The organism is Pantoea sp. Lu_F5_004, assembly GCF_051136245.1.
GTDB classification, from domain to species: Bacteria; Pseudomonadota; Gammaproteobacteria; order Enterobacterales; family Enterobacteriaceae; genus Pantoea; species Pantoea agglomerans.
In genome coordinates this window covers 308359-321149 of record NZ_CP194946.1, presented here as the reverse complement: position 1 = coordinate 321149, position 12791 = coordinate 308359, and the positions used below count along the sequence as shown (strand labels likewise).

The 12791-nt window shown below is 51.8% G+C and carries 12 protein-coding genes; 5 read left to right on the top strand and 7 right to left on the bottom strand.

What is annotated here, in order from left to right; genetic code table 11:
• The first annotated feature begins 152 nt into the window (after nt 1-152).
• Nucleotides 153-1541 (top strand): sugar porter family MFS transporter, encoded by a 1389-nt coding sequence (locus ACR8BN_RS01490; protein WP_434747281.1) that lies wholly within the window; start codon nt 153-155, stop codon nt 1539-1541.
• A 15-nt stretch (nt 1542-1556) separates the two neighbouring features.
• Here the strand turns inward: ACR8BN_RS01490 and ACR8BN_RS01485 are convergent, their stop codons facing one another.
• Nucleotides 1557-2234, bottom strand: a complete 678-nt coding sequence (locus ACR8BN_RS01485; RefSeq protein ID WP_031593465.1) for an SDR family oxidoreductase — start codon at nt 2232-2234, stop codon at nt 1557-1559.
• A gap of 228 nt (nt 2235-2462) precedes the next feature.
• Between ACR8BN_RS01485 and ACR8BN_RS01480 the strand changes: the two genes are divergently transcribed.
• A complete protein-coding gene (locus ACR8BN_RS01480) occupies nt 2463-3482 on the top strand; it encodes a LacI family DNA-binding transcriptional regulator (RefSeq protein ID WP_031593466.1) in 1020 nt (339 codons plus the stop codon).
• Nucleotides 3483-3539: 57 nt separating this feature from the next.
• On the opposite strand, the gene ACR8BN_RS01475 is transcribed toward ACR8BN_RS01480, so the two are convergent.
• Nucleotides 3540-4367 carry a hypothetical protein gene (locus tag ACR8BN_RS01475; RefSeq protein WP_031593467.1) on the bottom strand — a complete coding sequence of 276 codons (828 nt, stop codon included), beginning with the start codon at nt 4365-4367 and terminating at the stop codon, nt 3540-3542.
• A 1-nt stretch (nt 4368) separates the two neighbouring features.
• Nucleotides 4369-4566 carry a hypothetical protein gene (locus ACR8BN_RS01470; protein ID WP_013359382.1) on the bottom strand — a complete coding sequence of 66 codons (198 nt, stop codon included), beginning with the start codon at nt 4564-4566 and terminating at the stop codon, nt 4369-4371.
• Nucleotides 4567-4858: 292 nt separating this feature from the next.
• On the opposite strand from ACR8BN_RS01470, the gene ACR8BN_RS01465 reads away from it, so the two are divergent.
• The gene (locus tag ACR8BN_RS01465) at nt 4859-5845 is read left to right on the top strand and encodes an aldo/keto reductase (RefSeq protein ID WP_434747280.1); all 987 of its coding nucleotides are present in this window, start codon (nt 4859-4861) and stop codon (nt 5843-5845) included.
• Between the two features lie 7 nt (nt 5846-5852).
• On the opposite strand, the gene ACR8BN_RS01460 is transcribed toward ACR8BN_RS01465, so the two are convergent.
• A complete protein-coding gene (locus ACR8BN_RS01460; protein ID WP_434747279.1) occupies nt 5853-7037 on the bottom strand; it encodes an NAD(P)/FAD-dependent oxidoreductase in 1185 nt (394 codons plus the stop codon).
• A gap of 243 nt (nt 7038-7280) precedes the next feature.
• On the opposite strand from ACR8BN_RS01460, the gene pitA reads away from it, so the two are divergent.
• Nucleotides 7281-8783, top strand: a complete 1503-nt coding sequence (pitA, locus tag ACR8BN_RS01455) for an inorganic phosphate transporter PitA (protein WP_136196250.1) — start codon at nt 7281-7283, stop codon at nt 8781-8783.
• A gap of 39 nt (nt 8784-8822) precedes the next feature.
• Here the strand turns inward: pitA and uspB are convergent, their stop codons facing one another.
• Nucleotides 8823-9158, bottom strand: a complete 336-nt coding sequence (gene uspB, locus ACR8BN_RS01450) for a universal stress protein UspB (protein ID WP_003852126.1) — start codon at nt 9156-9158, stop codon at nt 8823-8825.
• A gap of 415 nt (nt 9159-9573) precedes the next feature.
• Between uspB and uspA the strand changes: the two genes are divergently transcribed.
• Nucleotides 9574-10011, top strand: a complete 438-nt coding sequence (uspA, locus tag ACR8BN_RS01445; RefSeq protein ID WP_314985366.1) for a universal stress protein UspA — start codon at nt 9574-9576, stop codon at nt 10009-10011.
• Nucleotides 10012-10893: 882 nt separating this feature from the next.
• Here uspA and ACR8BN_RS01440 read toward each other — a convergent pair.
• Both ACR8BN_RS01440 and ACR8BN_RS01435 read right to left on the bottom strand, forming a co-directional pair.
• On the bottom strand, nt 10894-11460 hold the full coding sequence (locus tag ACR8BN_RS01440; RefSeq protein ID WP_434747278.1) for a hypothetical protein: 567 nt from the start codon (nt 11458-11460) through the stop codon (nt 10894-10896).
• 32 nt (nt 11461-11492) lie between these two features.
• Nucleotides 11493-12788: a hypothetical protein gene (locus ACR8BN_RS01435; RefSeq protein WP_434747277.1), complete on the bottom strand. Its 1296-nt coding sequence runs from the start codon at nt 12786-12788 to the stop codon at nt 11493-11495.
• Nucleotides 12789-12791: the final 3 nt, after the last annotated feature.

Here is a 12791-nt window from a genome sequence, read left to right as displayed (position 1 = left end):
TGAACCAACCCGCTGATCTCTTTTGCTTTCTTATCGCGGCAATGCTGTGTGACACCGGTTATAGCCAGAAGTGTGATCGCCCCCACACTGGCATCAGCTATGTTTACATAACATTAACAATATTGACACTGCCCCCCCGCAAGGAGACTCGCATGGTTGCGGCAAAAAAATCGGGAAATCAACAGAACCGCTTTACCTGGTTCGTCTGTTTTATGGCTGCGCTGTCCGGCCTGCTGTTTGGTCTGGATATCGGCGTCATTGCAGGTGCCTTGCCGTTTCTGGCGAAGGATTTGCAGATCACTAACCATCAGCAGGAGTGGGTAGTGAGTTCGATGATGTTTGGCGCGGCGCTGGGCGCACTGGCGGCGGGCTGGATGTCATCAAAGCTGGGACGGAAGAAAAGTATGCTGGCGGGCGCGACGCTGTTTGTCATTGGCTCGCTGTGGTCGGCCTTCTCACCGGATGTGGAGTCGCTGGTCTGTGCCCGCGTGATGCTGGGTCTGGCGGTGGGAATCGCCTCTTACACCGCGCCACTCTATCTGGCGGAGATTGCGCCTGAACGTATTCGTGGCTCAATGATTTCGATGTACCAGCTGATGCTGACCACCGGCATTGTCGTGGCCTATCTCTCCGACACCGCGTTCAGCTACAGCGGTAACTGGCGCGGGATGCTCGGTGTGATCGCCATTCCGGCGGTGATCCTGTTTATCGGCGTGCTGTTTCTGCCCAACAGTCCGCGCTGGCTGGCGGCGCACGGACGCTTTAACGAGGCGCAGCGGGTGCTGGATCGGCTGCGTAACAGCAGCGAGCAGGCCCGGGAGGAGCTGGAAGAGATCCGGGAAAGCCTGCAGGTGAAGCAGCGCGGCTGGTCGCTGTTCCGTTCTAATGGCAATTTCCGCTGCGCGGTGTGGCTGGGTATGTTGCTACAGGTTATGCAGCAGTTTACCGGCATGAATGTGGTGATGTATTACGCGCCTAAAATCTTCAACATCGCCGGCTTCTCCAGCACCAGCGAGCAGATGTGGGGCACGGTGATTGTCGGGCTGGTCAATATGCTGGCCACGCTGATTGCGATCTTCTTTGTCGATCGCTGGGGTCGCAAGCCGATGCTTACCACCAGTTTTCTGGTGATGGCGGTTGGCATGGGCGTGCTGGGAACGCTGTTGCACATCGGCGTTGAAACAGATTTCCGCAAATACTTTGCTGTCGCGATGCTGCTGATGTTTATCGTCGGCTTTGCGATGGCTGCCGGACCGGTGATCTGGCTGCTCTGTTCAGAGATTCAGCCGCTGAAAGGACGTGATTTCGGCATTACCGCCTCAACCACCACTAACTGGGTCGGCAATATGATTGTTGGCGCCACCTTCCTGACCATGCTGGATCAGCTGGGTAATGCTAACACCTTCTGGTTCTACGGCGCGCTCAACCTGGTGTTTATCGTGCTGACGCTGATGCTGGTACCCGAGACCAAACATGTGACGCTGGAGCACATTGAACGCAATCTGATGAAGGGTAAAGCGCTGCGTGACATCGGGGCGTAACCGCCCCGCTTCAGGCTACCACTGCAGTTGCTGGCCGGCGTAATCGACGTAGTGATGACCACCGCGACCGCGCCACTGGATCAGCTGCTGGACGATACCGGCGGCACTCTCTTCTGCCGTCAGGGGCGCACTCTCGCCGCCCATATCCGTTTTCACCCAGCCGGGATGCAGCGTCAGCAGCGTCCCGCTCTGCGCTTCCACTGCCGGAGTCAGCGTGCGGCTCAGCATATTCAGTGCGGCTTTGCTGGCCGAGTAAATCGGCATCTGCGCCTCCGGATTTTCATTCAGGCTGCCGAGCTGGGATGAGGTCAGCGCCAGCACGCCTTCCTGTTTCAGCAGCGGCAACAGGATCTCTGCACTGCGAACCGGGGCGATCGCATTGGTCAGGAACAGCTGCGCCAGCGCCTGATCGTCACTCTGTGACACCTTCTGGTGCGCAGGCCCGGAAATTCCGGCGTTAATCAGAATCGCATCGAACGATTTGCCACTGAGCTGGCTGGCAAACTGTTGAACCGCTGATGAGTGAGTCATATCCAGCGAATGCCAGTGAATGTCTGGCCGGTTACCCTGCTCCGGGATGCCACTGCGATGCGTGGCCGTAACCTGCCAGCCCTCTCCGGCAAAGGCCTGCGCCACCGCCAGACCGATACCGCGTGAAGCACCAATAATCAGAACCTCTTTTTGCTGAGCCATATTTATTCCTCGTTGATTGTCTCGTCACAAGCTTAACGGTAAATCCGCCCAGGCAGCGGCCAGTTGTGCTGTTTAGTCGGGCGACCGCACTGCAGGTAAAACCCCACGGCGTAGCGCTGTTGATGGCTTTCCATCATTAAATCGCTTTATCTTTTACTTTTAACCGGTTAGAAGAGATAAACAGTCTGGCAGGCAGCAGTCAATTTGCCATTTTCGCATGGAGTCTGAATGAAAAAGCTCACCTTAGAGGTGGTGGCAAAAATGGCAGGCGTCGGGATTGCGACGGTCGATAGGGTGCTGAATGAGCGCGGCGGCGTCTCCCTGGAGACCAGCCGTAAAGTCCTGAAAGCCGCACGCGAAGTGGGGCTGAAGCGTCTGCTGCCAGAGGAGTACCAGCATCCGTGGCAGATTGAGGTGTTCCTCAGCAATAACGGCTCATCCTTTTTTCAGCAGCTCACCACCCATTTCAGTGAGGTTGCCAGTCAGCTTGGCTATCGCCGCCTGAAACTGCACAAAACCCTTGTGGCCGAAGCGCAGCCTGAGCAGCTGGCGCAAAGCATTATCGCCCGCAGCAGCAACCGCGACGGCATCATTGTTTTTGCGCATGACTCGCCGCCCATCTATCGGGCACTGGCGCTGTGCCGCAGCCGCAATGTGCCGGTAATCACCATCGTCACCGATCTGCCCGATGCCGACCGCTTGTGTCATGTCGGCATCGACCAGTATCAGGCGGGACGCACAGCCGGACTGCTGATGAGTAAGACAGTGAATCAGCCCGGCGACATTATGATGGTCAGTGGCCGTTTTGATTACCGCGCCCATCGTCAGCGTATCGCGGGATTCCGTGAGGCCATGGAGCAACGCGCGCCGCAGCGTCATCTGCGTGAAGTGCTGTCGGGTCAGGATCAGCGGGAGACCATCCGCAGTGAGCTGGCCCGCCATCTGCGTCCGTCGCAGGCGATTGCAGGGGTCTATAACACCGGCATGGGGAATAGTGATGTCAGCGACACCCTGCGCGCCCACCAGTTACTGGGTAAATGCACCTACATCACCCATGAGCTTTATGATGTCACCCGCCAGCTACTGCTGAACGATGAAGTGGCCTTTACCCTGGATCAGCATGCTCAGCAGCATGCCCGTTTAGCGATTGATCTGATGCTGAGTCATCTCGAAACCGGCTATCAACCAGATGTCTATCAGGCGGGCAAAGTGGCCTTTCGGCTGTTTACGGCGGAAAATATGGTGTGAGGTGGAATCTGTTTCCCCTGGTGAAGCCTGTCATTAAGGGAAACAGATTGGGCTCGATTAACCCGCGGTATCCCGGCTTTCATCGTCCGGGCTGTCGCCATCTTCATTACCCTGACTCTTCTCCACTTCCTGCGGATGTCCCATCGAAAGCGCCGTGGCGCTGGCCGGATCGAACAGTGACAGACTCTCAATCTGGTCAACCATGATCACTTTACGGAACGACATCGCATCTTTGGGTTTCGAGTCGAGCGTGATGCCATGCTCGGCGTACCATTTGCTGTAGTTATGTTCCACCGCCAGCTTCAGCGTCTTGCTGTCGCGATATCCGCTCAGCATCGGGATCAGCACGATGTTTTTGGTGCTCTCATATTCAAAGGTTGAAGCATGAACCATGCCGATGTAGATGCGGCGCGACTTCAGCGTAATCCACGCCAGTTCGCCCTCTTCCATACACTGAAACAATAATTGCTCCACGCCATTGGAGCGTGACAGTCGCTGATAGAGGTCTTTACGACCGGAGACGTTCAGTCGTGCGCTGCCTGCCCAGTTTGAGCGATAGAGACAGAGCAGAATGGCAAAGGCGAGCATGATCACCACCGGAGCCTGGATGCCCAGGAAGCTCCAGTTCATAAACTCCACCTGCCACTTCAGATGAACGCCGGGGATCATCTGGACAGCGTTGGCGATGCCGGAGATACAGAGCAGCAGTAACCAGACGATGCCGGTCGCGAACACACCCTGCAGGACGAAAATACAACCGTAAAGCGCGACCAGGAAATAGACATCCCAGCCCGACGAACGACGGATTTTAAAGCGGCTGTTCAAATCACGGCTGGTGTACCAGTAACCACTGACCATCAACACCATAAATATTGCGGTACCCACCTCACACTCCCTTTAACGTATTCACGTGGCGGGCAAAATCTTCATGGACTTCCTCGCTCAGCGTGTTGACCGAGATATTGCCGTTTTCATCAATAATGATGCGCTCACCTTCAGCGATAGAATCGTTGATATCCTGACGGGTCATGATCTGCAAAAACTTCTCGGGACTGGCAAAGACCGACTTAACAAATTTAAACATGGCGATCCACTTATTGGCCTGAAAATTGAAGTATGTGACCGAATCCACACTCTCGCCTGTTTAATTTCGGGTGAAATTTCTTAAAATCAATTAATTAGCGAAGCGGCAGCCAGACAACTGAAGCCGTTTTTCACTGAAATCTTCAACGTAACCAGCAGCCTGGCGTCGCCGCATCGCATTTTCACTGGGCGGGCCTGCGACGACGTGAAATCGCCTCTCCGTCAGGAAGCGCTAAGCTCAATGGTTAGCCGCTTTCTGTCACCCTGTCTGAAACGCATCGAGGAATGTTTGCATGAAACTACGAACACTGGGCCGTACCGGTCAGCGCGTCTCCGAAATTGGCTTTGGCGCATGGGCTATTGGCGGAACCTGGGGAGAAGTAAGCATGGAGGATGCCAAAGCCGCGCTCAACGCCGCGCTGGATGCGGGCATCACCTTTATTGATACCGCCGATGTTTATGGCGATGGCCGCTCCGAAAAGATCATCGCAGAGGTGCTGAATCAGCGCGGCGGTGAGCGCCCGTTTGTAGCGACCAAGCTGGGGCGTCGCCTTTCGCCGCACGTCGCTGAGGGCTACAACGCCGAAAACCTCAACGCGTTTATCGAACGCTCACGCGAAAATCTGCAAACCGAAACGCTGGATCTGGTGCAGCTGCATTGTCCGCCGACCGAGGTCTACTACAACCCGGACGTGTTTGCAGTGATGGATGAGATGGTTGCCGCCGGAAAAATCCGTCATTACGGCGTTTCCGTTGAGAAAGTCGAGGAAGGTCTGAAGGCGCTGGAATTTCCCAGCGTCTCGTCGATTCAGCTGATCTACAACATTTTCCGCCAGCGTCCGGCGGAACTGCTGCTGCGTGAGGCGAAACGCCGTGATGTGGCAATCATCGCCCGTGTGCCGCTGGCTTCAGGCTTACTGACCGGCAAAATGCGCGCCGACAGCGTCTTTGCCGCTGACGACCATCGCACCTTTAACCGGAATGGCGAAGCATTTGATAAAGGCGAGACCTTTTCCGGCGTGCCTTATGAGGTGGCGCTGGAGGCGGTTGAGGAGATTCGCCGCTTTGTCACGGGCGATACCACCATGGCGATGTTTGCGCTGCGCTGGATCCTGATGAACGAGGATGTCAGCGTGGTGATTCCTGGTGCGAAAGACCGCGAACAGGCTGAAGCCAATGCCCGCGCCAGCGACGTCGATGCGCTCTCTGCAGATACGATGACGGCGCTGAAAGAGATCTATCAGGAGAAGATCGCGCCTCACGTCCATCAGCGCTGGTAAACGCGCGTTACAACGCCTGGGCGCAAGCCCAGGCGGAACTCCACGCCCACTGGAAGTTATATCCCCCCAGCCATCCGGCGACATCGGCCACTTCACCAATAAAGTAAAGTCCCGGCACCGCGCGCGCCTCCATGGTTTTTGAGGAGAGCTGGGTGGTATCCACGCCGCCCAGCGTCACTTCCGCAGTACGATATCCCTCGGTGCCGTTTGGCTGGATGCGCCAGGCGTGCAGCGTCTGCACCAGTTCGGTTTGCTGTTTGCTGTTGAGCTGCTTCAGGGTGATATCCGGCACCACCTTCAGCGCCTGCAGGACTTCCACCAGGCGCTTCGGCAGGATTTTCGCCAGGCTGTTCTTCAGGCTGAGATTCGGATGTGCTTCACGCTGCGCCGTCAGAAACGCCTCAAGCGGCGTGGCAGGTGACAGATCGATGGTGACGAATTCTCCGGGTAGCCAGTAGCTGGAGATTTGTAACACCGCCGGGCCGGAGAGGCCGCGGTGAGTAAACAGCATTGCCTCTTTGAAGCGGGTGCCATCCTGCGCATCGATAGTGGTCTCCAGCGCGACGCCTGACAGCGTCTGCAACTGCTCCAGCAGCGGCTTGTGCAGGGTAAAGGGCACCAGCGCCGCCCGCGTCGGAAAGACGCTCAGCCCGAACTGCTCCGCTATTTTATAGCCAAACGGCGTGGCACCCAGGCCAGGCATCGACAGACCGCCGCTGGCGATGACCAGCTTCTCCGCCTGAACCGTGCTGCCGTTAAGTTGCAGTGTATAACCGCTTTCATCGCGCGCCACGCTGAGCACTTCACTGCGCAGCCGCAGGGTGACATTGCCCTTGTCACATTCGGCCAGCAGCAGATCGACAATCTGCTGGGCGGAGTCGTCGCAGAAGAGCTGGCCCAGGGTTTTTTCGTGCCAGGCGATCCCGTGGCGGTTAACCAGATCGATGAAATCCCACTGGGTATAACGCGCCAGCGCCGATTTACAGAAATGAGGATTGTGCGACAGATACGCCGCCGGTTCAGTGTAGAGATTGGTGAAGTTGCAGCGGCCCCCGCCAGACATCAGAATCTTGCGTCCTGGCTTTTTGCCGTTATCCAGCAGTAACACGCGGCGCCCCCGCTGTCCGGCCTGGGCGGCGCAGAACAGCCCTGCTGCTCCGGCACCAATGATGATAACGTCAAACTGTTCCACTACGACTCACTCACTTTACTGGAAAGGCGCAGATTGTAGTGATCTGCTCACTGAGACGCCAGCGTCAAAAAATTGCCGTAAATGTGTCATATTGTATCTGTCTAATATCTAACCCTTTTTCGTTGAGTTACCCTTAACCCTTACGAAGAAAGGTTAAATTAGCGCTATATTTTCCTTTCCCATACAGCACGTTGTCGCGGATAATGCGCCGCGTTCATGTCCTCCAAAAATGGCGTAACGTTTATGCTACATCTGTTTGCTGGTCTAGACCTCAGTACTAGCCTGTTATTGGTTCTTGCCCTGCTGTTTGTATTGTTTTACGAAGCGATCAACGGTTTCCACGACACGGCCAACGCAGTTGCGACGGTCATTTATACGCGTGCCATGCGTGCCCAGCTTGCTGTGGTGATGGCGGGTGTATTCAACTTCCTTGGCGTGCTGCTCGGTGGATTGAGTGTTGCTTACGCTATTGTTCATATGCTTCCCACCGATCTGTTGTTAAATGTTGGATCGGCTCACGGTCTCGCCATGGTGTTTTCTATGCTGCTGGCGGCGATTATCTGGAACCTCGGCACCTGGTATCTCGGTCTGCCGGCCTCCAGCTCCCATACGCTGATCGGCGCCATTATCGGTATCGGTCTGACCAACGCCCTGATGAGCGGAACCTCGGTGGTTGACGCGCTCAATATCCCGAAAGTCCTGAACATCTTCCTTTCTCTGATCCTGTCGCCGATTGTCGGCCTGGTGATGGCGGGCGGCCTAATCTTTATTCTGCGTCGCTACTGGAGCAATACCAAAAAGCGTGCGCGTATTCATATGACGCCTGCCGACCGCGAGAAGATCGACGGCAAGAAAAAGCCGCCGTTCTGGACCCGTATCGCCCTGATTGTTTCGGCAATTGGCGTGAGCTATTCGCACGGTGCGAATGACGGTCAGAAAGGCATTGGCCTGATCATGCTGGTCCTGATTGGCGTGGCACCAGCCGGGTTCGTGGTGAATATGAACGCCTCAGGTTATGACATCACGCGCACCCGCGATGCGGTCAATCACCTGGAGCAGTATTACCAGCAGCATAACGCCGCGCTGACGCACATCATCCAGATGGCACCGCCTAAGCTGCCCACGCCGGAAGAAGTGCCCGCAACCAGCTCGCAGGAATTCCACTGTGACAGCGCGCGCGCATTGCAGGCGGTACAGCGTGCTCAGGTATTGCTGAATAATCTGCAGAGCTACGATCAGCTGACGGTTGATCAGCGCGGTCAGATGCGTCGCCTGCTGCTGTGTATCTCAGATACCGCCGATAAAGCGGCTCGTCTGCAGGAAACCACGCCAGATGACAAACGCTTCCTCAATAAGCTGAAAAGCGACCTGCTTGGCACCATCGAGTATGCGCCAATCTGGATTATTGTGGCCGTGGCGCTGGCGCTGGGCATCGGCACCATGATCGGCTGGCGTCGCGTTGCCACCACCATTGGTGAGAAAATTGGTAAAAAAGGCATGACTTATGCGCAGGGAATGTCAGCACAGGTGACCGCCGCGCTGTCGATTGGCGTTGCCAGCTATACCGGCATGCCCGTCTCCACCACGCATATCCTCTCTTCATCGGTGGCCGGTACCATGCTGGTCGACGGTGGCGGATTGCAGAGCCGGACCATCAAGAATATTGCCATGGCGTGGATCTTCACCCTGCCGGTTTGTATTCTGCTGTCAGGTTCGCTCTACTGGATTGCTTTAAAACTGGTGTGATACCAGCCAGCTAAAAAAAGGCGACGCAAGTCGCCTTTTTTAATGCCAGATCGCCAGCGCCACCAGACTGATGACCACCAGTCCGCACAGCGCACTGGTCAGCACAAACTGCCCCCGCACCCGCTCGCAGCGCCGGATAAATTCATCATCGTGATGATCAAGATAGCGTTTTGCCCAAATGTAGGTGACCAGTCGCACCTGCTTGCTCGGCTGACCGTGAGAGGTGAAGAACCCCGCCCCATCGACATACTGATACAGCAGCGGATCACAACCCCGTAATACCGCCAGTAGCGCGCGTAGAGACGAAAAATAGCGCGCCATATTCACGATACACACCACACAAAGAGCCCAAAAAAGCGCAATAGTGCTGATCATATTCTCCCCCTCCCGACTGGAATCGCAGTAACAGACCCCGTGTCTGACACGGAGCCCGCCTGCAGAAAAAACCAGCCACTGAATCACCGGACTGCGAAAGTTTTTCGACCCCCTGAGCGGCTGCGAACCGGACCGCCTTTTTTCAGTGTAGGAGAATTCTTTACATTTTTTCCAACGATGATTTTCGTTCAGCGCGAGTAAATCTGGCATAGCCTTGATCTTATTCATAAGCCAGGCGGCAACAGCAGCATTTGCAGTGAGAGAAGGCTATACTCAGGTCATAACAATATCATCACCTGCAATGCAGGTAGACACTTTGGTGGCGCTCATCGCCCGCTCGCGCAAGGGATTCGCTAAGCTGTGACGCGGCAGGAACACCGGATGCCATCCTTAATCTCGTGAAAGGAGTTTTATCATGGCTTATAAACATATCCTGATTGCAGTAGACCTTTCTCCCGAAAGCCAGTTGCTGGTGGATAAGGCCGTCTCGCTGGCTCGTCCGTACGATGCCAGAATTTCCCTGATTCACGTTGATGTGAATTACTCAGACCTCTATACCGGCCTGATTGATGTCAACTTAGGGGATATGCAGAAGCGCATCTCTGAAGAAACGCATGCAGCACTGAAAGGGTTGTCAGATGCGGCGGGCTATCCGATCAGTGAGACGCTGAGCGGCAGTGGTGACCTCGGCCAGGTTCTGGTTGATGCGATCAGGAAATATGACGTTGACCTGGTGGTATGTGGTCATCATCAGGATTTCTGGAGCAAGCTGATGTCCTCAGCCCGTCAGCTAATCAACACCGTGCATATCGACATGCTGATTGTGCCGCTGCGCGATGAAGAGGACGAGTAATTAAATCGCTTAAACGGAAAAAGCCGGCGCTATGCCCAATGCCGGCCACTAGGCCACATTAATGAATACAAATTCATTTGAGCCTATAACTTAAATTATGTATACGCCTGTTTTCGATATGTTGGTTCCAACAACGAAGACAGGCAAATTATGGATGAAAAGAAACTCAAAGCCATGAGAGTTTAACTGGCTAAAAGCCTTAAAATCAAAGAGGATATTAATCTCTTTTCCCGCAAACCGGTTGCCCGGGCAATGTCATCTTTTTCGAACTCTGCGCTGACCGGTATAGCACTGTCTATGGGCTGAACGCGCGAGGAAGCCCGCTAATGCACTGTATCACTGAGCCACTATACCAGCGGGAACTTCAGACCTTTATTGTAGAGATATCAGATAAAGTTAAGCCTGAGTCGCAGAGGAAATTTCTGGGATAATAGTTCGATGGTTCAGTTCTTCAGAAGTCTGAAAATGGAGTGTCTCCCGGATAATGGATATGCTAATTTTGGCTAAGCCAGTACAGCGATAGCAAATTATATCATGGCATGTTACAGCCAACCCAAACCTCATCACTGTGATGGTAGTTTGATGACAAATGAACTGGGGCGATTTTTTAAAAAAAACGTAGCCAATTTCTGTTAACCACTACAGAAAAATTAGTATAAACACCTCGGGAGGGCATAGGTTGTCCTCGACCACTCAACTTAAATATTTTTCAGTTCTATATTAATTCAACAGTGATATTTTTCGCATTTTATCGGGAGGTTTTTCCAAACAGAAGCATCTAAATCCGTGTTATTTAAAATCAAAAAGAATACTAAAAATTAAAAAAGACACGCTCCGAAAAATAAGCGTGCCATTTTAATTCCAATATTCTTTAACAGATAACTAAAAATCAGTTCTTTCAGCTACGTAATACAGGACGCCAGTAGAAGATAAAGGTTGAGTGTTGTATTTACTTGCGTCAAGAATAATAGCGATCTGATTATCAGTACAAATAACACGTGGCTTGACCGAACTGTTATCGTCAGGATTTATTGACTGCTCTGAGCTTATTTGTGAATAATTACTATCAAAGACATTATAGTAGGTTCCACTATTGGAAGTTTCCCACGCCACAACAAAGTGGCGATATTTATCCGTACCATTAACGATTACCGGCGTTCTCTTGATGAAAGGTCTTGCACATGGATGGTTGTTCTGATTAAGCACAACCGGATTATTAACCGTTAGAGACTCCTGGAAAAAACTTATGGTGTCACCAAAAACATTACTATTAGTAGACAACGTGTAGACAACTTTCAGCTTACTATTTATTTCATCATATGCAAAATGAAAATTCTTTAGTGATTTAACTTCATATGTAGGTAGAGTAGTGGGTGATGGTGCAGTTCCTGCTGTGAAAGTATATTCATAAATAACAATACTATCTCCCACGCCTTTATACGCAGCCATGATTTTACTGCCAGCGTTAAACAAAGATATATTTAAACCTTTGTCGTTATGAATATCCAGAGCAGGACTATAATATGTTGAATTGATAGTTCCAGCGACCACTCCCCCTGATATCCAGCCTCGCTCATACTGCTATCATTATTCAGATAAATTGATTGTATTTCTTTGTCCGCGATAGAAATCCATGTAATAAAAAACTTATTTATGGCTTTGTTGTATACGATTCTGGGAGCGACATAATCTCCGTTAGACTGACTAACCTGTATAGCTGTACCAGCAGCAACAGGCTGACCACTGCTGTTGATAGTGAATTTTCGAGCATATATTCTTCTTACATTACCTACGGCATTACTGGTCCATACGACAACAAAATCATCAGTGTTAGCAATAGGTGCTACGTCAGCATCATACTGATTATTATCAGTAACATCGGGAGCCAGAATTTCTGGAGTAAGAGCACCGCTAGCTGAGACTACACGGATATAAACAGAACGATTAGATGTATTATTACGAAGGCTGGTATATGTTGTGATCATATGACCAGATTTAGACGATCGAACCAGTGTGCAACCAAAATCATCACCTGCAATATCTTTAAGGATATGAAGTCCGTCCTGATATTTTGTATTCATACATGCTCCTTTGAAAATTTCTTTAAATGTATAATTATAAGCCCACGGTTTACAGGGTAATGGTTCGCATACTGATGAATATGCTCCTGTTAATGAAAGGGTGACTGAACTATTACATCCAGCTTCCTCAAGACTTACCATCACATTTCCTATCCAGGCCAGTGTGATTTCATCCCAACTGAAAACAAAATTTTCTTCTTTTTCTGAAGCTGATGATTTTGCATTCAGCGTCATACAATCATTATTCCACCATAGACATGTGACATTTATCTCTACTGCACAGGTAGAACCATCATCTGCTACAGGTGACAACGACGTTATGACATCACTAAACTGAATATTCTGCGTCGTTATAGTTTTTGTCCCGTCCCATTCTTTATCTCCATTGATTGTTGGCTTAACAATAATCGTATAACTTCGCATGCCATATTTCTTGACCAGTAAAAGCAAAACATCTGTATTTTGATCACCTACAACGCTTATATTATATATTTCGTTATTTTCTTCTGATATCGAAAACGCCGGAAACATACTGTAAAAAATAATCTCGCCACTATCTTCAGGCGAAACCAAAAAGTAATCAATACGGTCAGGGAAACTATCTTTATCACAGGAAATCACAGAATTAAATGTAATTTCACCTTGAGAAAGCGAGCACTCACATTGTGGTACTGTAATACTTTCTATCTTAGACACTAA